Below are 25,584 nucleotides of genomic sequence, written 5' to 3'. Positions count from 1 at the left end.
TTCTCCTTAACCTTCAATGCTTAGCATCTCACTAAAGCTGGCTAAATCTGTATTAGACCTTTCCCATGACTTCACCGCGGAAGCCATAGATGGTTTTCGTTCCGTCAATCTCGACCAATTCTATGTTGCGAGTCTGCCCCGGCTCGAATCGTACTGCGGTACCAGCCGCAATGTTGAGTCGCATTCCTTTGGCTTTCTCGCGGTCAAAATCTAATGCCGGATTGGTCTCAAAAAAGTGGTAATGACTGCCAACTTGGATCGGGCGATCACCATGATTAATTACTGCCAATTGCTCAGTACGACGTCCTTTATTCAGCTCGATTGGCACGTCACTTAAAATGTATTCACCAGGCTTCATGGTTGCTCCTATTGAATCGGGTTATGAACAGTGACCAGCTTCGTGCCATCCGGGAACGTCGCTTCTACCTGCACTTCCTCTAACAGCTCTGGAATACCTTCCATCACGTCATCTTTTGTGAGCAGTGTGCGTCCATCACTCATAAGTTGGGCGACCGTTTTGCCGTCACGAGCGCCCTCCATGATTGCTGCGGAAATATAAGCAGACGCTTCTGGATAATTGAGTTTTACGCCGCGAGCGAGTCGACGCTCTGCCACTAACGCTGCGGTAAACAGCAATAACTTGTCCTTGTCTCTTGGAGATAATTCCATTTGTAAACCCTCTAACCTTTGCGTTACGTCCCTAAACGTTACATTGTGACTTTTAATGCCGCTGCACTTAGCGGGCTTCGTTTAGTTACTGGACTTAAAATAACCTACGTATTCCAAATTCTCGGTGGGCATGCTGGGCGCCTAAGCAGCTCTGGACGAATAAGTTGCCAGCACGCTCGCAGTTGCCGCTGAGCCTCTTCACTGCAATCACCAAGGTAACGAACTAATAAAACATTGAGTCTGTAAGTGATACTCAACGTGCCATGTGTATCTGCGGAAAAGTGTTCTCGCAGCGTTTCAACCATAGTTTGAGCGTCATTCAATCCAACAACCGTTAAAGTGCCAGAGACTAAATTGCTGTTGAAACCACTGATAGCGGTCAAAAGCGGATCGTCTGCGGCCAGATATTGGCGTTCAAGTAACAGAGGCGTACCGTCTTGATAGATGGATAAACGCTGCTCTACGCTTCCCTGTATGAACGGAAAGTGGCTTTTCGGGCGACCTAAACAAAAAACATCGATACCGATAAACTTCGCATCACCGTAAAGATTAACGTTGGTGGTCAATTTACCGTGCGCACCATTGAAGACGATGGTTTCCATGGGTAACCACTCGCACGCGGCATTATCAACTTCGATATCGACATGCTGTTTTTGCTCGATGTTTTTACTGTCAGCCTTATAAATTTTGCCCGCAGACGGTGTGGTGATCAGCGCATGACTATCGTTTTGGCAATGAATCTGAATACTCAAATCATCACCCGACACCAACCCACCTGGCGGATGAAGCAAGTAAACGTGGCAGACATCCAATTCTGGGTAAAATGGTCGCTGCACTCGCAATGGGCCTTGAAACTCCATGCGCTTCATCTGCGTTTTGTCATCGGACTTACTAAAGCCGAGGGACAGATAAGCTGGCCAATGACGCTGCGTTTGGGTCGACATGTTAAATACACTGTTCATCCGCTTACACCGTCAGGTATTTCTTAACTAACGTATCATCGAGCGCTTCCATTTCTCCCATCGCCACCTGACGACCACGATCAATAATGCAGAAGTTGTCTGCGACTTTACGCGCGAATGGTAATTTCTGTTCAACGAGCAACACGGTCAGGCCAATCTCTTTATTTAGACGGCGGATGATGTCACCAATTTCAGCCACAACATTAGGCTGAATGCCTTCGGTAGGTTCATCCAGAATAAGGAGCTTAGGGTCAATTACCAAGGCGCGACCAATCGCAAGCTGCTGCTGTTGTCCGCCGGATAAATCACCACCACGACGGTGCAGCATTTCTTTTAATACCGGGAACAACTCGTAGATGAATTCCGGAACCTGTCTCGCTCCATCTTTGCGCATTGGTAGACCGATACGTAAATTCTCTTCTACCGTCAGCAACGGAAATATCTGGCGTCCCTGAGGAACATAACCTATCCCGATTGGCGCACGTTTCTCTGCGGCCATTTTGGTGATGTTTTGACCCAAGAAGTTAATCTCGCCGCTCTTGGTTGGTAACAAGCCCATGATGCATTGCAGCAACGTCGTTTTACCTACCCCATTGCGTCCCATCAGAACGGTACATTTGCCCTCTGGTATCTGCATGTCGAGATCCCACAACGTGTGGCTCTGTCCATAAAACTGGTTTAATCCTTTAATCTCAATCATGCTTCTTCTCCAAGGTAGACTTCCACGACCTTACGGTTGCTTTGAACTTGGTCCATCGTGCCTTCAGCCAATACGCTGCCTTGGTGTAAAACCGTTACATCACGCGCTATCGAGCGGACAAAATCCATATCGTGCTCAACCAGCACAATCGTACGTTCACCCGCTAATGACGTTAGTAATTCGCCCGTTCTGTCCATCTCTTGGTGGGTCATCCCCGCAACAGGCTCATCAACCAGCAACAGTTTCGGGTTTTGCATCAGCAGCATGCCGATTTCCAGCCACTGTTTCTGACCATGAGATAATGCACCAGCCAGTAGTGCACGCTGCTCGTACAAACCTATTTGCTTGAGTACGTGATCGATATGATCCACCTGGCTGGGCGTTAGTGTGGCAAACAGCGTTGAAAACACCGTTTTTGCCCCTGCCATCGCCAGCTCTAAGTTGTGAAATACTGATTGAGATTCAAACACCGTCGGCTTCTGGAATTTACGGCCGATGCCCGCTTGTGCAATTTCAGGCTCACTCATTTGTAACAAGTTAATGTTTTGACCAAACCACGCGGTACCGGTATCCGGACGGGTTTTACCCGTAATGATGTCCATCATGGTGGTTTTGCCTGCGCCATTAGGTCCAATGATGCAGCGCAACTCCCCTTCTTTAATGTAGAGATTGAGGTCGTTGATTGCTTTAAAACCATCAAACGACACGCTGATACCTTCGAGATACAACAAGCAACCATGACCGACTTTAAGCATCGGGTTAACTTGCGGCTTCATAAACTCATAAACGTGTTCGCGGTCCGTCAGCTCTTTAGCAAGGCTTAGAATACTCATGAATGCACCTCTTTACGTTTGATTAAGCCGGTTACTCCCTTAGGCAGGAATAGCGTGACCAGAACGAACATTGCGCCTAAGCTAAACAGCCACACTTCCGGAAGCGCCGCGGTTAAGTAGGTTTTGGCGTAATTGACAGCTAAAGCACCAACCACCGCACCGTACAATGTTGCACGTCCACCAAGTGCCACCCACACGACAAGTTCAATTGAGTTAAGAGGAGAAAATTCTGAAGGGTTGATGATGCCCACCTGAGGGACATACAACGCACCTGCAATGCCAGCGAGTACCGCAGAAAAAGTGAAGATAGCTAACTTGACGTATTCCACTTTGTAGCCGGTGAAACGAGTCCGAGCTTCAGCATCACGAACGGCCATGGCAACTCGACCTAAGCGGCTAACCACAATGAATCGACAAGCCATGTACCCTAATCCCAGAGCGATGCCTGATAACGCAAATAGTGTCAGGCGTGTCGAATCGGCTTGCAGGTCAAAACCTAAGATATCTTTGAAGTCAGTTAAGCCATTATTCCCGCCAAAGCCCATCTCATTACGGAAGAACGCCAACAGTAAGGCATACGTCAGTGCCTGAGTGATAATGGATAGATAAACACCCGTTACTCGCGAGCGAAAAGCAAACCAGCCAAACACAAACGCGAGGAGTCCAGGAGCCAATACCACCATCAACATCGCGAACCAGAACTGGTCAAAACCATGCCAGAACCAAGGCAGCTCCTGCCAGTTAAGAAAGACCATGAAGTCCGGTAGTTCTGGGTTACCATACACGCCGCGATCACCAATCTGACGCATCAGATACATACCCATCGCATAGCCACCCAGTGCAAAAAAGGCGGCGTGACCTAAGCTCAGAATACCCAAATAACCCCAAACCAAATCCACTGCGACTGCCAGTAGCGCATAGGTCAGATACTTACCCATTAATGTAACGGTGTAAGTCGAAATATGAAGTGCAGATCCTTCTGCAAAAAACAGGTTCAGCGCTGGAATTAAGCAAAGCGCCGCCCCCAATACAATCAAAAACATCAGTGTAGAGCGATCGAACAATTTTGATTGATGATCCATGATTAACCCTCCGCCGAGCGACCCTTCTGAGGGAACAAGCCTCGGGGTTTCTTCTGAATAAATAGAATGATAAATACCAGCACCAGGATTTTAGCCAGAACGGCTCCAGCCCAAGGCTCCATCACTTTGTTAGCGATACCAAGCGACATACCAGCGACGAGAGTTCCCCACAAGTTGCCGACACCACCAAACACCACAACCATAAATGAGTCGATAATGTACGCCTGACCTAAATTTGGTCCCACGTTGGTGAGCTGACTAAGCGCGACACCGGCAATGCCTGCAATACCAGAACCGAGACCAAAGGTCATTGCGTCAACCCATTCCGATTTCACGCCCATTGCTCTCGCCATACTGCGGTTTTGCGAAACGGCGCGAACTTCAATGCCTAAACGGGTGTAACGTAATACTGCAAACAACAGAGCAAAGACGATCAAACAGAAGATGATGATGTAGAAACGGTTCAGGGTCAGACTTAGCAGCGGGTTAATTTCAATCACACCTTGCATCCAGTCCGGTGTTGATACCGAACGGTTCAGTGGAGAGAAAATCGTGCGTACGGTCTGTTGCAAAACCAGGCTGATACCAAACGTCGCCAACAAAGTTTCTAACGGTCGTCCGTATAAGAAACGAATTACACCTCGTTCGATCAATATGCCTACTGCACCAGAAACCAAAAATGCCACAGGTATCGAAACTATGATTGACCAGCCAATATGATTCGGCATCAACGTTTGAATCACGTACGTGGTGTAAGCGCCAAGCATGATAAGTTCACCATGCGCCATGTTAATCACGCCCATAACACCAAACGTAATCGCCAGACCAATTGCGGCAAGCACCAGAACGGAACCTAAGCTCAGACCAAAAAATAGAGTTTCACAAAAATGTGCCAGACTGACGCGCTGCTCAATCAAACCGAGCGCTTTGTTTGTCGCATTGGTCAGTTCCTCATTTGGTTCTGTCGCTAAAAATTGGGTAAGTGCATTGCGCGCGGTTGGCTGATAGCTATCCCCCAGCGTTGCTATCGCTTGTTCTTGTGCCACTTGGTCGCTCGAATGTTCTAGTTGATATATCGCTAGTGCTGTATCTAAAACTTGTTGGACATCCGAGTCTTCTTCACTAAGTCTCGCTTTTTCTAGCAAGGTATACGTTTGTTCGTTCAGGTCACCCATAAGCTGTGTCACCGCATTGATACGGGTGCCTGAATCTGGGTGACGGATATTAAGTGCGGCAAGTTGCGCTTTAATTTCGCCGCGGATCTGGTTGTTAATACCGATTTTTTTAACGGAACGGCGTTTGACGAGCAGTGGCTCTGCCGACTCTTGGGCAAAAAGAGGGGTGACTAAATACTGACTGCCCTTTTTCTCGACAATTTTGACCAATTGCTTGGACTCTTTATCAAGATAGATATCACCGCTGAATAGGAGTTCGAGAACTTGAATTGAACGCTCGTCGCCACTCTCTCCAATGTTGATAACAGCCTGGCTGATTTGATCATAGTCGCGTGTCGCAAGACGTTGTAGCTCACTCTCTAACCCTGCCGTTGAGGCTAGAGTTTGAGCAGATATAAATAGGCTAAAAAGAACAACGGTAACATGCGAAGCCGAGGAAAATATCCCATGGCAACATTGAGTTAGTCGCTGAAAAATGGATGCGTAAAACATCGTAGGCAAACCTCTGGTTAAACGAATATTCTTCTCGAGTGAACGGAAAAATAAACAAAAGACTCGAATAAGTGACAGTGCCACGTATGAGTTAAAGGCACTGTCACTAACGTTTAACGATTGAACTCTGCTATGAGAGCGTGATGGTCAACTTAGAAGTTTTGACCAGAACATTTGCCAGTTTTGGTGTTGTAGTTACCGCAAGATAACGGTTGACGCCAATCCGAGATAAGGTCTTTTGAACCCGGTAGGAAATCCGACCATGCATCACCAGCCACTAATCCCGACGTTTTCCATACCGTTTCAAACTGGCCATCGTCTTGGATTTCGCCGATAAGAACGGGTTTAGTGATGTGATGGTTAGGCATCATTGCGGAGTAACCACCAGTCAAGTTAGGAACGGTCACGCCGACAAGCGCATCACCAACAACAGCTGGATCGGTTGTGCCTGCTTTCTTAACCGCCTCAACCCACATGTTGAAGCCAATGTAATGCGCTTCCATTGGGTCGTTGGTTACGCGCTCATCGTTCTTAATGAACTTGTGCCATTTTTCGATGAACTCGTCATTCACGTCGGATTCAACGCTCATGAAGTAGTTCCATGCCGCCAAATGGCCAACCAAAGCAGAGGTATCCATACCGGACAACTCTTCTTCACCCACAGAGAATGCCACTACTGGAATGTCATCTGCTGAGATACCTTGGTTACCTAGCTCTTTATAGAACGGTACGTTAGCGTCACCGTTGATGGTAGAAACCACTGCTGTTTTCTTACCTGTAGAACCGAATTTTTTAATATCTGAAACGATTGACTGCCAATCAGAATGACCAAACGGCGTGTAGTTGATCATAATATCGGCTTCAGCCACGCCTTTTTCTTTTAAGTATGCTTCAAGAATTTTGTTGGTAGTGCGCGGGTAAACGTAATCTGTTCCGGCTAAAACCCAACGCTCTACGCCTTGATCAAGTAGGTAGTCAACCGCTGGAATGGCTTGCTGGTTTGGCGCGGCACCCGTGTAGAATACGTTTTTCGAGGACTCTTCACCCTCATATTGAACTGGGTAGAACAATAGACTATCGAGCTCTTCAAAAACAGGAAGGACAGACTTACGAGACACCGATGTCCAGCAGCCAAATACTGCGTCGACTTTGTCTTTTGAAATGAGCTCACGCGCTTTTTCAGCGAACAGTGGCCAGTCAGAAGCTGGGTCCACAACCACGGCTTCAAGCTTTTTACCTAGTAAGCCACCTTTTTTATTTTGTTCATCAATCAGCATCAACATCGTGTCTTTGAGTGTTGTTTCACTGATTGCCATGGTGCCGGATAGAGAGTGAAGTACACCGACCTTGATGGTGTCTTCTGCCATTGCGTACCCACTCAGTAATGATGCCGCTAATACCGAAGTCGCCAAGAAATTCCGTTTCATTTGTCTTCTTCCTTTCACTAATTTGTTGATAACAAATACTAATTCACGTCGCGATGTTACTTATCCAATGGATAAATCCTGCTGACTAAATGAACGAGTTTGAGTATTGACCAGAATGGAAAGTTTGAATATGCGCGGTTCGTGCATAAAAACTACGTATAATTACGCATAGGTGGAAAAATAAATGCGAGCTATAATTGCGCGCGTACAAGGTGCACAGGACGTGCATTTGATAGTTTGAGCCACCAAATCGAAAAGTACTTTTACTCAAACGACACTGTTAATTCTCAAGGATGAAGAGTTATCTCTATACAAAAAGTCACCGTAACCCGACGCAAATACAATAAATTAGTCGGTAACGAGCTGCTCGAAGATTTCGCGTTGCGCTTTACTGCTAAGCGTGCACGAAAATGGTCGGCCAGTTGGATCGCGAATACCGCACTCGGTATCGTTTCGTTTTTGGTGCTCGAAGCACTTGGTGGCACGATCACGCTCAATTACGGTGTCACCAATTCACTTTGGGCGATTCTCGCTGTTGCTTTGGTCGTCATTTTTTCTGGTATACCTATCTGTTATTACGCCGCGAAGCACGGTGTCGATATTGATCTACTTAGCCGAGGGGCGGGTTTCGGCTATATCGGCTCTACCATCGCCTCGCTCATTTACGCCTCATTCACGTTCATCTTCTTTGCTCTGGAAGCGGCGATCATGTCGATGGCTATCGAACTGTTGTTTGATATACCTTTGGCTATCGCTTACGTGATCAGCTCCGTCCTCGTTATTCCCCTTGTCGTACTTGGGATTACCAATATCGGGCGCTTTCAAATGTGGTCTCAACCTATTTGGCTGATGCTACAAATCATACCTTTGATCTACGTTTTTACTCATGAAGACGCCAAGATTGATGAATGGCTAAGTTACACAGGCGTAAACGATGTTGGTCCTGACTTCAACTGGCTACTTTTTGGCTCTGCTTCAGCAGTATTGCTTGCGGTTGTGGCTCAAATCGGCGAGCAAGTCGATTTTCTACGTTTCCTTCCTGCCAAAGAGCGTTGCGGAAAACTGAAATGGTGGAGCGCCATGCTGTTAGGTGGCCCCGGTTGGATGATCTTCGGTTCGATGAAGCTTGTGTTAGGCAGCTTTTTAGCTTGGTTAGCCATCAGTCACGGTGTGCTGCCGAATCTTGCCGGCGATCCAGCACACATGTATTTTACTGTGTTCAGTTATACCTCGGACAACACGCAACTGGCTTTACTGGCTGCGGGCCTGTTTGTGATCATTTCCCAGTTAAAAATCAATGTGGCAAATGCCTACGCTGGCTCACTAGCTTGGTCAAACTTCTTTTCACGCCTAACTCACCACCATCCCGGTCGGGTGGTTTGGATGGTATTCAACGTATTAATTGCCCTACTTCTGATGGAGCTTGGCGTGTATCAGCTTATCGAACAGACCTTACAAGTCTACTCCGTGCTGGTACTGGCCTGGATAGGGTCCATTGTCGCAGATTTGGTGATCAATAAACCTTTGGGGTTGAGTCCAAAAACCATCGAATTCAAGCGTTCTAAACTCTACGACATTAATCCAGTTGGTGTGGGTTCCATGCTGATAGCCTCCGCTATTGGCATTACAGCACATCTGGATTTTTACGGAGAAGTAGCCAGAGCCTTTGCTTCATACATCGCTTTTGCGTTGCCGTTTCTGACGGTGCCGATCATCGCATTGCTTACCAAAAGCCGTTATTACTTGGTCCGTAACGATGTCATCGTAACCAGCGGAGATGAGGAGCACCAATGCTCAGTCTGTGAACACACCTTTGAGCATGAAGATATGGCACTATGCCCAGCGTATGGGGGGCATATCTGTTCACTATGCTGCTCGTTGGATGTACGCTGTCATGATAACTGCCGTCCTGATGCAACCTTTAGCGCACAATTAAAACAGATACTGTCTCCCTACTTCTCCTCGACCTGGGTTAATCGGCTTTCATCCACCATTGCGCACTTCGTCATTGTGATGCTGACAGTAAGCTTAGCGATGGGAAGTATTCTGGCACTGGCGTATTCTCAAATCCCCCAGCTAGAACAAGTGCATATGGATTCCATTTCAAATGGATTAATTAATGCGTTTGCTCTTCTGCTTATCCCAATTGGCATCATCAGTTGGTTGTTCGTTCTAGCTCGCACGAGTAACCGAACAGCTGTCAAAGAGTTAAAATCGCATACCGCGCTGCTGACTAAAGAAGTGAACGCGCACCACAAAACTTCTCAGGCATTACAGCAAGCGAAGCGTTCAGCAGAAACGGCGAATAACGCCAAAAGCCGATACCTCGCGAGCCTGAGTCACGAGTTGCGAACTCCGTTAAACATTCTGCTTGGCTATGCGCAATTGTTGAGTTCAGACAACAAGTTGGACAAACAAACGAGACAGTATGCTGAGGTTTTAAAACGCAATGGCAAACACCTGTCTGACATGATCGAAGGCTTGTTAGAGATTTCAAAAATTGAAGCGGGACGCTTAGAACTTCACCGAGATGAATTTAGCCTCACTGCACTGCTGGAACAGCTCGTCGATATGTTTTCCATGCAAGCGAAACGTAAAGGGTTGGAGTTTGAATTTGAAACCTCCGGTTACTTACCGACCTTCGTTGCAACAGACAAACAACGCTTACGCCAGATACTCATCAATCTTCTGGGCAACGCGATCAAATATACAGAAACAGGTACCATCATTTTTAAAGTGAGCTATCGCAATCAGGTGGTGCATTTTACGGTGCAAGACACAGGCATTGGTTTATCCGAACAAGATTTGGGGCTGATATTTAAACCATTCGAACGAATTAAAAACCAAAAGACCGAAGCGATTCATGGCTCGGGGCTGGGGTTAACCATTTCGAATGCTTTAGCGGAGATCATGGGCGGCGAAATTTCCTGCACCAGTAAAGTCGACTACGGCAGTGCATTCGTATTAAAGCTGATGCTCCCTGAAGTAAAAGATGGACGACCTGAACCGGAGCTATTAAGCGATGCCGTGATTGGGTACAACGGGGACCGAAAAACGATCATGATCGTTGACGATATCGAAGATCAACGACAATTGATGTCTCGAATACTGACGCCTCTGGGCTTTAATGTTTTGTTGGCAGAGAATGCGCCACAAGCTCTCAAGCTAGTAAAACAGCATCATGTCGATCTGTTTATGCTGGATATTTTTATGCCACAAGTAAATGGCTGGCAACTGGCGATCCAATTGCGCAAGGAAGACTTCCGCCAACCCATCCTGATGTTATCCGCTAACATTCAAGAACTGGAAACCAATAACCAACTCCAACGCTACCATAATGACTATTTAACCAAGCCCGTTTCTGTGCCTATGTTGCTTGCCAAGCTCAATCGCTTACTCGACATTGATTGGCTTTATGATGAAACCAGTAATCAAGCATCAAACCTCAAAACCGAGTCCGTTCACGTGCCACACCAAACGATCCCGGCTTATGAGCAATTGGTTAAGCTACGTGAATACGCAGAAATTGGTTTTTTGTCTGGAGTGAGCGGCGAACTAGAGAAAATCGAACAGGGTTTAGCTGGAAGTGGCGATTGGGTTGAGAAGCTGAAACAACACCTGCAGGAATGTAACTTCAACAATATTATCTTGCAAATAAATGGAATGATTAATGAGCATTATAACAAGCAATAATATCACAGTGTTGGTCGTGGATGACTCACCTGAATCTCTCAGCATGTTAAACGCCACGTTGAATCAGGCTGGGCTTACGGTACTTGTCGCGCTCAATGGCGTTCAGGCTCTCACTATTGTAGAGAAAGTGCAGCCCGACGTGATCTTGCTTGATGCCATCATGCCTGAGATGGACGGGTTTGATACCTGTATTCGGCTGAAAGAGCTTTTGCCTTCAACACCCATTATCTTTATGACTGGCTTAAATGACTCGAAACATGTCATGCGTGGTTTTGAATCCGGCGGCACCGATTACATCACCAAACCCGTCGTTCCTGATGAGGTACTCGCCCGAATCAAAGTCCATAGCCAATCTGCCCGTCTGGCAAAATCGGCACAAGCGGCTTTAGATTACGCGGGACAATATATTTTTTGTGTCTCCAGTAACGGTAATCTGGAATGGGCGACACCTCATGCTCAGGAGTTACTTTCTTCACTGGGTGACGACTTTTCTGAAACATGGCAAAAGATCCAACAAGATATCGCCATTTGGTTGATGCAGTCCCCGGCAGATACCCCACTCACCTTAAAACAGTTTTCTCCTCCGCTAGAAGCCAGTTACGCAGGCGATTACAACCGTATTCACTCGCTAGTGCGTATTTCGACGCCCAAGCAAAACGGTTCAGAGAAAGATCTTCAAACCCATTTGGGTTTAACCAGAAGAGAATCACAAGTGCTCTACTGGCTTTCATTTGGAAAGACAAACTGGGAGATTGCCCAAATTTTAGAAATGAGCCCTCGAACGGTGAACAAGCATCTCGAACAGGTTTATAAGAAGCTCGACGTCGATAATCGTACCTCAGCAGCAAGCGTATCAATCAGAATATTAGAGCGAGCATAAGTCAGTCTGACTATCCTACCCTTAAGCACTTTTACTAAAGCAGTAAAAGTGCTTACGTTATCTGGGAATTGACGGGTTATTCGCTAAAACACTTCTTAATAAATTCCGCTGCAGCCATCGCCCCCTCTGGGGAAATTGTATGTTGTGTGTGATCTTCATAACGAGCTTCCACGGTAAAACCTAAGTCCGTCAATTGCTCGTTCGCTTTTTCACTTTCTGACCATGGAATAACAGGATCACTTTTTCCGTGCACAAGAAACACGGGTGTCTCGCAATTTTTTTCATAAGGTTGAGGAGAAGATAGACGCCCTGAGAACGCGACAACTCCCACCAGCGGATAGCGACTACGCACTAACGCATCTAAAGACATAATCGATCCCTGCGAAAAGCCAACAAACACAATCTTGTCTCTGTCCGGATCAATGCCTTGCTCTGAGAAAATCTGGCTAATCGTCTCATCAAAACTTTCTCTGGCTTGATAAATTCGTTGCGGGCGATTTTCATTCGTCACTCCAATCAGGCTAAACCATTGAAACCCATCACCACCCTGATCAAAATGAAACGGCGCGTCAGGAGACAAAAATACCGTATCCGGCAGTATAGGCTTCCAGAAATCACCCAGCGCACTTAAATCTTTACCATTGCTTCCGACACCGTGAAGCAAAATCACCACTTGTTTCGACATAACGATTAATCCTTTATACAGTTTTAGAGCCCACACTAACCTGAGCCAATGCAATAATTAAATTGTGTTTAACACCATGGTTAACAACACAATTCGTATTTCTTAAACTTGATATCCGCCAATGACATCCTGATTTATTGCTTTACGCTGGTATCAGGTATCGTTGAGTGACTTTTTCAGGGAATCCTGCATGACAACCGTACTCACAAGTCACACCCATACTTTACAGATAGCTCAACTCAAAGCCCATTCAAGTTATGGTCGAATTGGTATTACATTCTGCACAGGTAAACACTATAGGTTAGCCATCGCAAGTATATGGGAAAGAAACCTCCATGTTGATTTAGATACCATTAAAGCCTGGGAATCCCATACCGTTGTTACCTTGCTGGAGTCTTCCGAAATGTTTGAGCTTAAATGCTCAAATCTGGAGAATAAGTAACGCGTAGAGGAATTAACACCACGTAGCGCAACGTATTATCCAGTGAAATCGTTTATTCTATTCCGCAACGTCAAACAAGCTGCGTTCTTCCATGAGCCAAGACCAATCATCAAATTACAAAACTGTACAGGGTTTAACCCGCGGGCTGTATTTACTCAATATACTTAATCGCCTTGATGGTGGTGCGAGTGTGCGTCAGTTATCAGAGTTAAGTGGTATTCACCGGACAACGGTCAAACGTATACTTGAAACCCTCAAAAGTGAGGGTTATGTACGTTACAGTGATTCTGACAATAGCTTTCGCTTGACCATGAAAGTGCGAGAGTTAAGTGAAGGGTTTCGAGATGAACAGTGGATCTCTGCAGTAGCCGCTCCGTTACTTGGAGGTTTGTTAGAAAAAGTGGTCTGGCCTACCGACATCACAACTTTGGATGTCGATGCGATGGTAGTCCGCGAAACGACCCACCGTTACAGCCGGTTATCATTTCACCGCGCGATGGTAGGACGCCGCTTACCTATCTTACAAACTGCATGTGGACTGACCTATCTCGCCTTTTGTCCGCAAAACGAACGTAGCAATATCCTGACCATTCTCGCTGAGCGAGATGAACCCGAGTATCAGCTGGCCAGAGAACCACAAGAATTAGACAAGATACTGCAACACATCAGAGAAAAAGGCTATGGCGAGAATAACCAGAGCTGGCAGCAAGAGAATAAAATCGCGGCTATCGCCGTTCCAATCCATGACGAGGACCGCTTACTTGGCTGTCTGAACCTGGTTTACATTGCTAAAGCCATGTCTTTAGATAAAGCCGCAGAAAACTATTTGGCTGATTTACAAGATGTTGCTAAGCAAATTGAATCAGGTGTTTCAGAAAATACTATCCGCTTTGGGTATCCTGTACAGTAATAAAAAACCAGTCGCAAGACTGGTTTTTAAGTACTCAAATTACTCAGCGATGGTTTATATCGCTTGTTTCGCCTTTGCGTGAAGCGATACTGTCTCTTGTTTAACTGCAGCGGTTTCTTTGGACAAGTAAACACCAATACCCGTTAATGCACACAACACACAGAACAACATCGCAATATAGTGAGTGTTCGTCCCTCCACCGGCCTGCTCAAGTAAGGCCTGAGCGATAATTGGCGTAAAGCCAGCACCGATCAGTGAAGTTAATTGATACGTTAGCGACAACCCGGTGTAACGAGTACGAGTAGTAAACTTCTCGCTGATAAAAGCTCCCATAGGTCCGTACATGACGGCTTGGATGATTGGGTTACCGATGATAAAGCCCAATAACATCATCCACGGATTTTCGTGACTGATTAATTCAAACATTGGCCAAATCAAAATCATACCCAGTACGACACCAGTCAGCATGACTGGACGACGACCATATCGATCGGAAATAGCGGCCATCAGAGGAATGGTGAATATGTGTAGCGTATTAGCAATTGTCAGCATTAATAATGCATCGCTGCGACTGTGACCAATGGACACCGCGTAAGTAAGAGCGAAGGTCGCTAACAGAGATTGAATAAAAAGTGGCGCAATACCAGATAAGGTGCCTAAGCCAATCTCTTTAGATGAACTACGAAACAGCTCAACAATTGGCACGCTGGCGGATTCAGATTGTTGTGCTTCTTTGGCTTTTGCCTGTTCAAAATCAGGCGATTCTGTGACCCTGTGACGTAGATACAAGCCAATCACCACCAGCAATGCCGACAATAGGAACGGTATACGCCAACCCCAACTCATAAATTGTTCTTCTGGCATTAACGAGAATCCACCCAAAACCAGAGTCGCGAGTACAGCGCCAGAAGGCCCGCCTGAAACAGCGATACTTGCGCCCAAACCTTTGGACTTTTTAGCTGAGTGTTCCATTGCCATCAGGGTTGCGCCAGCCCATTCCCCACCAACGGCCAGACCCTGCAAAACTCTTAATGCAAGAAGCGCGATGGGCGCTGCGATACCAATGGTTTGGTAAGTCGGTAGCAAACCGATCAATATCGACACGATTCCCATTACCACCAGGGTAATAAATAAGATCTGTTTTCGGCCATATTTGTCGCCGAAGTGGCCAAAAAGCAGGCCGCCTATTGGCCTCGCAATATAACCGGTTGCTAAGGTAAGAAACGACAGAATGATTCCCAGACCTGGGTCTAAGTCGCTAAAGAACAATGCAGGAAACACCAGACTTGCTGCACTTCCGTATAACAGAAAGTCATAGTATTCGACGGTTGAGCCAAGATAACTTGAAATGACCGCTCGGCGGCTTTCACGCTTTTTCTGTTTCAACTCTGCTTCACGTATTGGATTAGACATATTCCTCACTCCATGTAGGGATGGCCAGTATCGGCGTGGGATACCGGCTCTTAATATTTATTATTTAATGAGTGTTTTTACAGAGAGAACGACTATCGGTTTTTCAGCAAATCAAGCGCAACATCGACGATCATATCCTCTTGACCACCGACCATGCGTCGCTTACCAAGCTCAACCAGAATATCTACGGTATTTAAACCGTAACGTTCTGCTGCACGCTCAGCATGACGTAAGAAGCTCGAGTAAACACCGGCATAGCCAAGTGCAAGCGTTTCACGGTCTACACGAACCGGGCGCTCTTGCAGTGGTCGCACAATGTCATCTGCAGCGTCCATCAATGCGTATAAATCGGTGCCATGATTCCAGCCAAGTTTGTCTGCCGCAGCAATAAAGGCTTCTAGTGGGGCATTACCTGCCCCCGCTCCCATACCTGATAAACTCGCATCGATACGGTTACAGCCTTCTTCAACCGCCACCAAACTGTTGGCAACACCCAAGCTCAAATTGTGATGAGCGTGAATACCCGTTTCAGTTTGCGGGTCCAACACTTCTTTCAGAGCGCGGAAACGATCACGAATGTCCTGCATGGTCATCGCACCGCCCGAGTCCACCACGTAAATACAGGTAGCGCCATAGCTTTCCATTTTTTTCGCTTCCAGTGCTAAGTTCTGTGGCGTTGTCATGTGGCTCATCATTAAAAAGCCAACGGTATCCATACCTAGCTTACGTGCATGCTCAATGTGCTGACGGGAAACATCGGCTTCGGTACAGTGAGTTGCAACACGTACGATTCGTGCACCTGCGTTATAGGCGTTTTCGAGATCGTGAACACTACCAATTCCCGGCAATAGCAAGGTAGCAACTTTGGCATAGCTCAATTCTTCAGCAACCGCCTCAATCCACTCGAGATCGGTATGAGCGCCAAAGCCATAGTTGAAACTAGAACCTTGCAAGCCGTCACCGTGAGCAACTTCGATTGAGTCAACTTTGGCATTATCAAGCGCACGCGCTATCGACTTAACTTGATCAATGGAGTACTGGTGACGAACCGCATGGCAACCATCACGCAATGTCACATCTGAGATATACAGTTTTTGTTCATTCATGAGGGTCTTCCTTATTGGTTCAGACAAGATTGAGCGATACGTTCTGCGGTCGCCATAGCCGCACAAGTCATAATATCGAGGTTGCCAGCATAAGCAGGGAGATAATGGGCAGCCCCTTCGACTTCAATAAAGGCAGACACTTTGAGCCCACTGAACTCACCGTAACCCGGAAGCGTAACTGGCTTGTCTTCGCCAATCGATTCAAACTGCACCGCTTGTTTTAAACGGTAACCCGGCACGTAGCTTTGAACCGCGCTGACCATTTCTTCGATTGATGCGCGGACTTTGTCTTCATCTTTGCTGTCACAAAGTACGTGGACAGTGTCACGCATCATCAGAGGTGGCTCTGCCGGGTTCAGAATGATGATCGCCTTACCTTTCTTCGCGCCGCCTACTGTTTCAATGGCTTTAGAAGTGGTTTCGGTAAACTCGTCGATATTCGCGCGAGTACCTGGTCCTGCCGATTTACTGCTGATCGACGCAATAATCTCTGCATAATGCACGGTGGCTACTTGCGCTACAGCCGCAACAACTGGAATGGTTGCCTGACCGCCACAAGTGACCATATTGACGTTATTCTTCGCAAGGTTTTGTTCCAGATTCACGACTGGAACGCAATAAGGACCAATCGCTGCCGGAGTTAAGTCAATCAGCTTAATGCCTGGTTTCGCCTCACGCAGAAGGGCATCATTACTGATGTGCGCGTTAGCCGACGTCGCATCAAAAACGATATCGATGTCATTAAACTCTGGCAATTTAATCAAACCTTCCACACCTTCATGAGTGGTGGTAACCCCCATTCGACGTGCTCTGGCCAGGCCATCCGATTCTGGGTCAATCCCAACCATGACACTCATGGTCAAATGTTGGCTATTGCGCAGCACTTTTATCATTAAGTCAGTGCCGATATTGCCTGAGCCAATAATCGCTACCTTCATGGTTTTCATTTTTCACTCTCCTCTTGTTCTGTAAAGGAGACTGACACACGACCAACTCCTGTAATTTCGGCATCGAAACGGTCACCCGGCTGCACCGCTGCCATCGGGCCTAACGCACCCGTCAAAACCACATCGCCAGCACGTAATGGCTCGCCAAATGCACTCATGGTGCGAGCCAGCCAAACTGCTGCATTTAATGGGTTGCCAAGACACTCGGAACCGTCACCTTGGGATACGACTTCGTTATTGCGTGACATCGTCATGGTTGCGCCACGGAAATCTAAGCCGTCTACTGTTCGAGCAGGCCCGCCAAGTACATATAAACCGCTGGAAGCATTGTCTGCTACGGTATCAACAAACTTAATATCCCAGTCACGAATACGGCTGCCGACAATTTCTAAAGCGGGTACAACCCAGCCAATCGCATCCATTACTTCGCCTATAGTCGGGTCACTTTGCGGTAAGTCTTTCGCCAAAATCAGTGCGATTTCCGCTTCAATTTTCGGCTGCATGACCGCTTCATATGGCACCACTTCATTATCTCCGACACACATGTCGGCAAACAGAGTGCCAAAATCAGGTTGATCAACGCCTAACTGCGCCTGAACTTTAGGGTTCGTCAGACCGATTTTGCGCCCAACGATACGACGTCCTTGCTCGACCGCTACGGATACATTCATACGTTGGATAGCGTAGGCTTGCTGCACACCGGCGCCTTCGAACTCGTCACGCAGTGGTGAGATTGGCAGGTTATGCAGCTCTGCTTCACGCAGTCTCTGTGCCAGTTGTTCTATCTTGTCAGACATGGTTCTCTCCTTAATGCTGAATGAAGTCGACAACCAAACGGTTGAATGTGTCAGCATGTTCCCACTGCACCCAGTGACCGCACTGGTTGAAAACATGCAGTTGCGCCTGTGGAATGCCTGCCATCAAACGTAAGCTGGTATCAAACGGAACAAAGCGGTCTTGGCGACCCCAAATGACCAATGTATCGGCTTTGATCTCGCCTAATCGCGCAGAGAAATCCGGGAATTGTTTTGGATTGGCTTCCAGACTTTTCACAAAGTTGTCGAGGTGATCCTGACGAGCAAGAATGTTATTCAAACGAGTCTGGAACAACTCTTCGGTGAGGTCGCTGGTATCGAAGACGAAGATATCCATCATCGCTTTTAGGTTTTCGATAGTTGGCTCGCGGTATAGTTGATTTAGGCGCTTAATACCTTCTGCCGGCATTGGTGTGAACAAGCTTGCACCGCCAGTGCCGCCACCCATCAGAATCAATTTACCTACGCGTTCTGGGTAGGAAAGAGTGAATGCGACAGCCGAGTGCCCACCCATGGAGTTACCGATTAAATGCGCTCGCTCAATATCCAACGCGTCTAACACACCTTTTAATGCGGTTGCGTTTAGGTCGGAACGAGATTGAGTAGAGACTATTGAGTCACTCTTTCCCCAACCCGGACAGTCAAGAAGGATGACGCGATAACCAGCATTGACTAAAGGCTCAATATTACGGTTAAAGTTAGCCCAGCCCGTAGCACCCGGTCCTGAACCGTGTAGCATCACTACGACTTCACTCCCTTCACCGCAATCGTTGTAATGCAGTTTGAGATTGAGGTCTCCTGCCTCAATTTGAACAAATTTGCTTGTCTCTTGTTCAGTAAAAATTAGTTTAGACATTCCTATACTCCTCGTTTACAGCTTTAGTTTTTGTGTTCTTTGTTGTGGTTGCACTCATAGATCCAAATCCGGCGATCCACTCTGGTATCTCGCGGTAATAGCAACCTTCAGTTTTGTAAGGTCCGTAAGCAGATAGCGCCGCGCATGCCGCCACCCAGGTTTTCACTTCATGAGTGGACTTTCCGGCAATATCTGACAGGTCCTGATTGTTCATTGCATCCAGCTTGCTTATTTGCCCGTTGGCCAGATCGTGCATAAAGGCGCGATCCCATTCCGGATTTAGTGGATGTAACGTGTTTTGGTCATAGGTAAATTCAACCGCTGCGTTGATCACTCTTTGGGTGCGGGCGATACGTTCATCTTCAGGAAGGCATCGACCGCTGCCTTTTAATCGGTCTGCGATATGCTCGTTGGCAGTGGCTAGCTCAGGTACTGGCGGCTGGTGTGATAAACCGCCGGAAGCCAGAAATAACACGCGCTTGTTTAAGCTCTTGGCGTATTCACCGATGGCTTCACCCAGTAAGCGGGCTCGCTGAAAACCGGGCATTGGGGGCGCAACACCGTTGATAAACACCGGGATAACCGGAACGCGATCCAGACTACCTAACAGAAACTCGAGAGGTTGAGCAAAACCGTGGTCTACTTGCATGTTGTAAGAAACCGCTGCGTCCACCCCTTTAGCCAGCACGTATTGTGCGCACTCTTCAGCAAGATCTTGAGGGACGTTTAACGGGCCAGCTAAAGTGCCAAAATCACCAATCGCATGAGCGGCCATTCCGATACAAAACGACGGCATAACATCGTAGAAAAATCCGTTGTAATGATCAGGTGAAAACAGGATCACCAACTCTGGGTCAAATTCATCAATGCGCTTTTTGGCGGCAGCGATAACGCGATTAACTTCATTGATAACCTCCTGAGGGGGATCAAAATGACCGACTAATGGTGTATGCGACAAGCAGTGCAAATAGGCTTTACTCATATCAAGCTACCTTCTTGTCATTGGACTCAACTTTAGGAGCCGCGTCGCTGTGCTTAGTTGTGGCGCTCAGCGCCTTACGTACTTGTTGGCAAATGGTGTTGATCGACTGTGGAATAGCGATACTTGCAACGAATCGGTCAGGTCGGATAATGGCTACTGATGCTGGGTAACGACCAAACCAATCTTTTAGTGCGTGGGTTTCATCACCAACACACAGCACATCTGGATGCGTCTGAATCTGTGACTTGAGCTGTACTGACGGAATCACTTGAATAAACTTGGTACCGAGTTGCTGCCAATGCTGGATTTCGGCTTCACTCAACCCCTGCATAGGATCGGTGCCCCATGCGATTACTGCGAAGTTTTGACTGATAACATCATCAAGTTTGCTGATCTCATTACCCACTCGCACCATAGGCTGAATAAACAGTTTGCCCACTGGAGAGTCTTTGAGTGCAGGCTTGGGTTCAACAAGAACGCCTTGATGATACTTAGGCATTGGTTTAAAGCGCATTTCAACAAAGTAACGCTTAACAGGCGGTACATAGTTCAACAACCAAGATACGCCGTCACGCAACGTTGCCTGCCACTTTTTAGGTGGCGCCAGTACCTTACCGGCTAAAACTGACAGATCGATCATCGCTTTCGCATGGTCACGACGTTCTTGTTGATACGTGTCTAACAGGCTTGGATCCGCCAGCCCTTTAACCACTAAAGAGAGTTTCCACGCCAGGTTATTTGCATCGCGCATACCGGAGTTGTAACCCTGTCCTTGCCAAACTGGCATAATGTGCGCCGCATCGCCTGCAAGCAGGATTCGACCTTCGCGGAACTTACCAGCAAGACGGGCATTGTGGGTATAAACACGCTGACGGATAAATTTGATGTTTTCCGTTGATGGCAGCACTTTGCTCAACAGACGATCCATATTTTCTGGCTTGCTGAGTTCCTCTTCGGTTTCACCCGGCATGACCATAAACTCAAATCGACGAATACCTTGTGGTAGAGCCGCTGACACATATGGGCGTTCAGCGTCGCAACATAAGTAAATGTTAGGGGTACCAATTGGATCGTTTTCCAGATCCATTACGATCCATTGGTTTGGTGCGGTTTCACCATCAAACGAGATGTTCAAATTACGACGGACAAAGCTATTACCACCGTCACACGCAATCATGTATTTTGCTGAAATTCGCTCTTCTTCACCCTTTTCGTTAGTGAAGTTAGCCCAGGTTTGTTCGTTATCTTGGCCAAAGTTAACCAGTTCACGTGAGAACAGCACTTTAACATTCGAGAAGCGGTCTAATCCTTCATATAGCGCTCGATCGGCCTTTGGCTGAATAAAAGCGTTTCTTCTCGACCAACCAAACTCGTTAGTATTCGGTTGAATATCTGCGAAACAACGGCCTTTAGGGGTTAGGAAGCGCATGGCATGATATGGCGTTGTGTAAGGCACAACTTCTGAAGCTAACCCTACAGCCTGAAACGTTCTTAAACTCTCGTCATCAATACCAATCGCGCGAGGGTAATCGATTAGTGTCGGCAGTTGTTCAATCACAGTGACGTTAATGCCTTGGGCGCCGAGATAGTTTGCAATCATTAAACCGACTGGACCAGCTCCAATAATCATGACTTCTGAATCATAATGGGCAGTTGAGACCGTTTTCGGGGATGTGGATACTGTCACTTTGAATTCTCCAGGTACGTTCAAGTTATGGGAACCCTATTTGATCACGTAGATCGCTAGGGAAAGGCCTACTCATTCGCGTTCTGAAGGAGTCAGGCTGTATAAATGTTTTTATTTTGTTACTGAAACGTACATCCAGAGCGGTTATATCCACAACCGCAACTCAACTTTAGGTGCACATAGTGCACAATGTTGTTTTAACTTGTTTTTATATAATTACACCTCGATAAATTGGGCTGTGAGCACAGCTAAATTGAGCAGATTTCGCCAATATTTAGTGATGCAAATCTCGATTTTTTAAACGGCAAAGTTACACGTCTGTAACAGTAAGGCGACAGATAGTTGTGAAAAGTTGTAAAGCAAAGGGAGGTATCGATTTTGTTAGAAAGGAGTAGAAGTGGTGAAAAAGCTGGTCTGATTGCTGATGAAGTGAGTTATGAAGATAAGAATTAAGGATGCGTTAAAAATAATAACAACGCGAAAAACTCCAGGGCTGAAGCTTAAAAAACGAGGCCGATACATTTTGTATCGGCCCAGTTAAAGACTTACACCGTCTGTTTAAAGACGTGGAAACTACAGCAAGAATGCGCCATAGGCTAAACTTGCGCAAATTACATAAGTTGGGTGCACTTTGAATTTTTCCAAACACAGACCCGCGACGACAAATAGGAAGGCAAAATGTCCCCAACCCGCTTCGCCACCAGACATAATCAGTTTGTAGCTCAGCAATAGCATCAACGTGAAAATGATTGGTAGAACCCACGCGCCTAACGCTTTTACTTTTGGCGAGTTACGGTATTTGTACAGCACACTCATCGCAAGCACCATGATGATGATGGTAGGCGCAACCGTCGCGAACACGGCGATAAACGCACCAAGCGTTCCACCGACTTCGTAGCCGATGTAACCCGCCATTTTCGTCGCAATCGGACTTGGTAGCGCGTTGCCTAATGCTAGTACTTCGGCGAACTGGCTGGCATTCATCCAACCATACTGGCCAACAACTTGTGCCTCGATTAGAGGAATGATTGCAGGACCACCGCCATAACCGACGATGTTAGGAATAAAAAATGCTAAGAAGATATCGATATAAAGTTGCATGCTTATCCCTTTTTATTTTCTGGTTTTAGACTTTGCTCAGCCGCACTAGGCTTTGGGTCAGGTTTCACCAATACGGCAAGGAGTACTGCTGCGACAACCAGGCCCGGGTGTACACCCAATACCACGATAAACAAAATAGAAAGCGCGATACCAATACCCGTCGCAATTGCGCCAAGTGATTTGTACCCCTTTAGTAAGAAGTCATAGGTAAGCTTGGCCATCATCCAGGAAACTACCGGCAATACCCCTTGAGCCATACCGGCAACCCAAGGCTTATCACGGTATTCGTTTAATAAGCCTAATCCTGCAATCATGACGATAATCAGTGGAATAATCGTCATGATCACTGCATTGATACATCCGATCTTCCCACCTACTTTATAACCAATATAACCCGCCATTTTAGTCGCAATTGGGCCAGGTAGCGTGTTGCCGATTGCAAGTACGTTGGCAAACTCGTCATCGGTCATCCATTTATAGTTGTCGACCACTTCTTTATGAACCAAAGGGATCATCGTGGGGCCGCCACCAAATCCAAACAAGCCTATGCGGAAGAATGCACTGGCCAGATCTCGTTGTGTTTTCATCGTTCTTTGTTACCTTGCTGATTATTTTATTTTATAAACCGTTTGCTCTAACCACATCATACTCGAAGCGGTTACCCACTGATCTTGTGGACAGTCTATCATGGCCTCAATATCACTTAACTGGTGCTCTCTGTCATCGTATACACAAACAAATACCCGGTCACCATCAAGCAACTGATGGTCTTCTCCATAAGATGTATAACACGGTGCGCCAATCGCAATAGTAATTTCACTTGGTTGATTCGCCTCAATGAACAAGCTGTGCGTATTATGCATAGCACCGTCATCGGCTTGGTGGTTAATTGTCTCGACTAACCAGTCGGTTAACGATTGATAGAAGACATTGTATTCTGTTACCGACACGTCTTGGCTGCACAAGTGCCATTGCCCATTCCGGCTATGAAAGCCGCACAATCTGAGATGATCAAGCGGTGTCTGCTCAGAAAATGAGTCGACAGGAAGATCTAGTTCGGCAATACCCTTACTAAATGCGCCCCAGTTTTTCTTCTCAGCTAGCTTAGATACCGTTTTATTACGGTAGGTTGCATCATTGATTAACGTCAGCGCAAAAGGAGTAAGAGCGGCAATCTGGCCTTGCTCTGTATAGGTAACGCTGCATTTAATCGCAACCTCAGGCTCCATCTGAACCTTGGCATCTTGCTCTTCAGGCAATACCAATTTAGATGAACTGAAAGGCATCTGCCCGAGATAAGAGTCGCTAAGCTCACGAACAAACATAGGAAACAGCGCTCTCGGGCGCTGTGCTTCCTGATGTTCCTTTTTTTGTTTCTCGCTGAACGCAGAGATCTCTCCGGTCTGTGCCAGATAACCCGGCGAGTTTCCTGCTATTCCCAGCACAACGGAATGTGTCAGTGGTTGTTTAGTTTCCATCCGTTTTGCGCTCCTGCTGGGCTAGAATCATTTCTGTTAAACACTGCAAAGCAACTGCCACGTCATCCTCTTGAACACTTTCCAGTGGATTATGACTAATGCCTTTATCACAGCGAACAAATAGCATTGCAACTTCAGTTAGATGGATCATCGCAAGCGCATCATGCCCAGCGCCACTTGGTAAAAATACAGGTTCAGATTCTGAAACTCGAGAAACAATCTCGCCCCACTGACTTTGTAAAGAGTCATTACAAGGTACCGCGCTCGCCTGATAGAGCAATCGATTGGAGAAACTGACCTCACGACGCTTTGCAATCGCGTTAAGTGCCGTTAGCAAGTCGTCACACGAGCGCTCCAGTTGCTCCTGATTCAAGCTGCGGATATCCACAGTAAAATTAACCTCACCGGGAATAACGTTGACTGAACCTGGCGAAACCTCACACTTACCGACTGTCGCTACAACTTTGTTTTCAGTTTTGCTCTGTTCGGTCGCATAGTTTTCTATCGTCGAAATCATCTCAGCTACAGCGCACAACGCATCCATGCGCATGCCCATCGGAACTGTACCTGCGTGTCCAGCTAAGCCTTTCACCTGAAACTGAAAACGTTTTGCGCCGGCAATACCCGTCACCACACCAACTGGCTGATTTTGAGCTTCAAGCACGGGGCCTTGTTCAATGTGCACTTCCAGATAAGCCATCACGCCATCTGACGAACGGCTATCTTTCCCTACCTCTTCCGGAGACAGGCCAAATTCGACCATAGCCTGTGACATTGTCACGCCATCGTTGTCTTTCAGGGACAGCCAGTTTTGGTCAAATACACCCGCAACTGCGCTCGAACCAATCAATGTACTGTTGAAGCGGGTGCCCTCTTCATCGGCAAACGCGACAACATCGACATGAAATGGAAACTCAACATCTTTGAGCTGCTCCAACGAGGAAATACCAACCAGTATCCCCAGGTTTCCGTCATATTTACCCGCATCCGCAACCGTATCACTGTGAGAGCCGATAATTAGCGTTGGCATGGTAGGGTTGGAAGATACCTTCCTTCCCCATTGGTTCCCAACACTGTCCTGCCATGTTTCAAGCCCGGCTTGTAGCATCCATTCGCCGAGTTGATGGTGCGCCTGCTTATGTTCCGGCGATAAGTAGGTGCGTTTTAATCCATCTTGCATCGAGGTAAACGTAGCCAAGTGGTCAGCACGTTCCATAATGCGTTGGGCATCCAATTTACTCATCCTTGA

General features: G+C 46.9%; 24 protein-coding genes. 4 read left to right on the top strand and 20 right to left on the bottom strand.

Annotated features, from left to right (window positions below; translation table 11 throughout):
• Positions 1 to 52: 52 nt before the first annotated feature.
• From VER99_RS06990 to urtA, 8 genes are all read right to left on the bottom strand, one after another.
• The gene (locus VER99_RS06990; protein ID WP_014231743.1) at positions 53 to 358 is read right to left on the bottom strand and encodes an urease subunit beta; all 306 of its coding nucleotides are present in this window, start codon (positions 356 to 358) and stop codon (positions 53 to 55) included.
• A gap of 8 nt (positions 359 to 366) precedes the next feature.
• Positions 367 to 669 (bottom strand): urease subunit gamma, encoded by a 303-nt coding sequence (gene ureA, locus VER99_RS06985; protein WP_014231742.1) that lies wholly within the window; start codon positions 667 to 669, stop codon positions 367 to 369.
• A 104-nt stretch (positions 670 to 773) separates the two neighbouring features.
• A complete protein-coding gene (locus VER99_RS06980; protein WP_020333225.1) occupies positions 774 to 1,631 on the bottom strand; it encodes an urease accessory protein UreD in 858 nt (285 codons plus the stop codon).
• Between the two features lie 4 nt (positions 1,632 to 1,635).
• Positions 1,636 to 2,331, bottom strand: a complete 696-nt coding sequence (gene urtE / locus VER99_RS06975) for an urea ABC transporter ATP-binding subunit UrtE (protein ID WP_014231740.1) — start codon at positions 2,329 to 2,331, stop codon at positions 1,636 to 1,638.
• Positions 2,328 to 3,107, bottom strand: coding sequence for an urea ABC transporter ATP-binding protein UrtD (gene urtD / locus VER99_RS06970; RefSeq protein WP_372378671.1), 780 nt, complete (start codon positions 3,105 to 3,107; stop codon positions 2,328 to 2,330). Before urtD ends, urtE begins: the two co-directional genes overlap by 4 nt.
• Positions 3,108 to 3,160: 53 nt before the next feature.
• Positions 3,161 to 4,246 carry an urea ABC transporter permease subunit UrtC gene (urtC, locus tag VER99_RS06965; RefSeq protein WP_020333224.1) on the bottom strand — a complete coding sequence of 362 codons (1,086 nt, stop codon included), beginning with the start codon at positions 4,244 to 4,246 and terminating at the stop codon, positions 3,161 to 3,163.
• Between the two features lie 2 nt (positions 4,247 to 4,248).
• On the bottom strand, positions 4,249 to 5,913 hold the full coding sequence (gene urtB, locus VER99_RS06960; RefSeq protein WP_020333223.1) for an urea ABC transporter permease subunit UrtB: 1,665 nt from the start codon (positions 5,911 to 5,913) through the stop codon (positions 4,249 to 4,251).
• 152 nt (positions 5,914 to 6,065) lie between these two features.
• Entirely contained in the window at positions 6,066 to 7,340 is a 1,275-nt protein-coding gene (gene urtA, locus VER99_RS06955) for an urea ABC transporter substrate-binding protein (RefSeq protein WP_014231736.1), read from the bottom strand.
• Positions 7,341 to 7,721: 381 nt separating this feature from the next.
• On the opposite strand from urtA, the gene VER99_RS06950 reads away from it, so the two are divergent.
• Both VER99_RS06950 and VER99_RS06945 read left to right on the top strand, forming a co-directional pair.
• Positions 7,722 to 11,033, top strand: coding sequence for a hybrid sensor histidine kinase/response regulator (locus tag VER99_RS06950; protein WP_020333222.1), 3,312 nt, complete (start codon positions 7,722 to 7,724; stop codon positions 11,031 to 11,033).
• Positions 11,011 to 11,913 carry a response regulator transcription factor gene (locus VER99_RS06945; protein ID WP_014231734.1) on the top strand — a complete coding sequence of 301 codons (903 nt, stop codon included), beginning with the start codon at positions 11,011 to 11,013 and terminating at the stop codon, positions 11,911 to 11,913. Before VER99_RS06950 ends, VER99_RS06945 begins: the two co-directional genes overlap by 23 nt.
• 76 nt (positions 11,914 to 11,989) lie before the next feature.
• Here the strand turns inward: VER99_RS06945 and VER99_RS06940 are convergent, their stop codons facing one another.
• Positions 11,990 to 12,598, bottom strand: coding sequence for an alpha/beta hydrolase (locus VER99_RS06940; RefSeq protein WP_020333221.1), 609 nt, complete (start codon positions 12,596 to 12,598; stop codon positions 11,990 to 11,992).
• 190 nt (positions 12,599 to 12,788) lie between these two features.
• Between VER99_RS06940 and VER99_RS06935 the strand changes: the two genes are divergently transcribed.
• Both VER99_RS06935 and VER99_RS06930 read left to right on the top strand, forming a co-directional pair.
• A complete protein-coding gene (locus tag VER99_RS06935; protein WP_020333220.1) occupies positions 12,789 to 13,040 on the top strand; it encodes a protein-tyrosine phosphatase family protein in 252 nt (83 codons plus the stop codon).
• 91 nt (positions 13,041 to 13,131) lie between these two features.
• Complete coding sequence (locus tag VER99_RS06930) at positions 13,132 to 13,950, top strand: DNA-binding transcriptional regulator (RefSeq protein ID WP_020333219.1); 819 nt, start codon at positions 13,132 to 13,134, stop codon at positions 13,948 to 13,950.
• Positions 13,951 to 14,004: 54 nt separating this feature from the next.
• Here VER99_RS06930 and VER99_RS06925 read toward each other — a convergent pair whose 3' ends face one another.
• The 11 genes from VER99_RS06925 to VER99_RS06875 all read right to left on the bottom strand — a co-directional run bounded on the left by VER99_RS06925 (position 14,005) and on the right by VER99_RS06875 (position 25,578).
• Complete coding sequence (locus VER99_RS06925) at positions 14,005 to 15,363, bottom strand: MFS transporter (protein WP_020333218.1); 1,359 nt, start codon at positions 15,361 to 15,363, stop codon at positions 14,005 to 14,007.
• 92 nt (positions 15,364 to 15,455) lie between these two features.
• Positions 15,456 to 16,469: a 4-hydroxy-2-oxovalerate aldolase gene (gene dmpG, locus VER99_RS06920; protein WP_020333217.1), complete on the bottom strand. Its 1,014-nt coding sequence runs from the start codon at positions 16,467 to 16,469 to the stop codon at positions 15,456 to 15,458.
• 11 nt (positions 16,470 to 16,480) lie between these two features.
• Positions 16,481 to 17,416 carry an acetaldehyde dehydrogenase (acetylating) gene (locus VER99_RS06915; RefSeq protein ID WP_020333215.1) on the bottom strand — a complete coding sequence of 312 codons (936 nt, stop codon included), beginning with the start codon at positions 17,414 to 17,416 and terminating at the stop codon, positions 16,481 to 16,483.
• The gene (mhpD, locus tag VER99_RS06910; RefSeq protein ID WP_014231727.1) at positions 17,413 to 18,213 is read right to left on the bottom strand and encodes a 2-keto-4-pentenoate hydratase; all 801 of its coding nucleotides are present in this window, start codon (positions 18,211 to 18,213) and stop codon (positions 17,413 to 17,415) included. The genes VER99_RS06915 and mhpD overlap by 4 nt, the downstream gene beginning before the upstream one ends.
• A gap of 10 nt (positions 18,214 to 18,223) precedes the next feature.
• Entirely contained in the window at positions 18,224 to 19,087 is an 864-nt protein-coding gene (locus tag VER99_RS06905; protein WP_020333213.1) for an alpha/beta fold hydrolase, read from the bottom strand.
• Positions 19,080 to 20,069, bottom strand: a complete 990-nt coding sequence (locus VER99_RS06900; protein ID WP_020333212.1) for a 3-carboxyethylcatechol 2,3-dioxygenase — start codon at positions 20,067 to 20,069, stop codon at positions 19,080 to 19,082. The genes VER99_RS06905 and VER99_RS06900 overlap by 8 nt, the downstream gene beginning before the upstream one ends.
• A gap of 1 nt (position 20,070) precedes the next feature.
• Positions 20,071 to 21,756 carry a bifunctional 3-(3-hydroxy-phenyl)propionate/3-hydroxycinnamic acid hydroxylase gene (locus tag VER99_RS06895; protein WP_201765963.1) on the bottom strand — a complete coding sequence of 562 codons (1,686 nt, stop codon included), beginning with the start codon at positions 21,754 to 21,756 and terminating at the stop codon, positions 20,071 to 20,073.
• 573 nt (positions 21,757 to 22,329) lie between these two features.
• Entirely contained in the window at positions 22,330 to 22,857 is a 528-nt protein-coding gene (locus VER99_RS06890; protein ID WP_014231723.1) for a chromate transporter, read from the bottom strand.
• A gap of 2 nt (positions 22,858 to 22,859) precedes the next feature.
• A complete protein-coding gene (locus tag VER99_RS06885; RefSeq protein WP_020333210.1) occupies positions 22,860 to 23,444 on the bottom strand; it encodes a chromate transporter in 585 nt (194 codons plus the stop codon).
• A gap of 21 nt (positions 23,445 to 23,465) precedes the next feature.
• On the bottom strand, positions 23,466 to 24,335 hold the full coding sequence (locus VER99_RS06880; protein ID WP_020333209.1) for a DUF5718 family protein: 870 nt from the start codon (positions 24,333 to 24,335) through the stop codon (positions 23,466 to 23,468).
• Positions 24,325 to 25,578 (bottom strand): allantoate amidohydrolase, encoded by a 1,254-nt coding sequence (locus VER99_RS06875; protein ID WP_020333208.1) that lies wholly within the window; start codon positions 25,576 to 25,578, stop codon positions 24,325 to 24,327. The genes VER99_RS06880 and VER99_RS06875 overlap by 11 nt, the downstream gene beginning before the upstream one ends.
• Positions 25,579 to 25,584 lie beyond the last annotated feature (6 nt).

It is taken from the genome of Vibrio natriegens NBRC 15636 = ATCC 14048 = DSM 759 (genome assembly GCF_035621455.1).
Classification (GTDB): Bacteria; Pseudomonadota; Gammaproteobacteria; order Enterobacterales; family Vibrionaceae; genus Vibrio; species Vibrio natriegens.
Note: the sequence above shows the minus strand (reverse complement) of the source record. Positions and strands in the feature narration are given on the sequence as shown.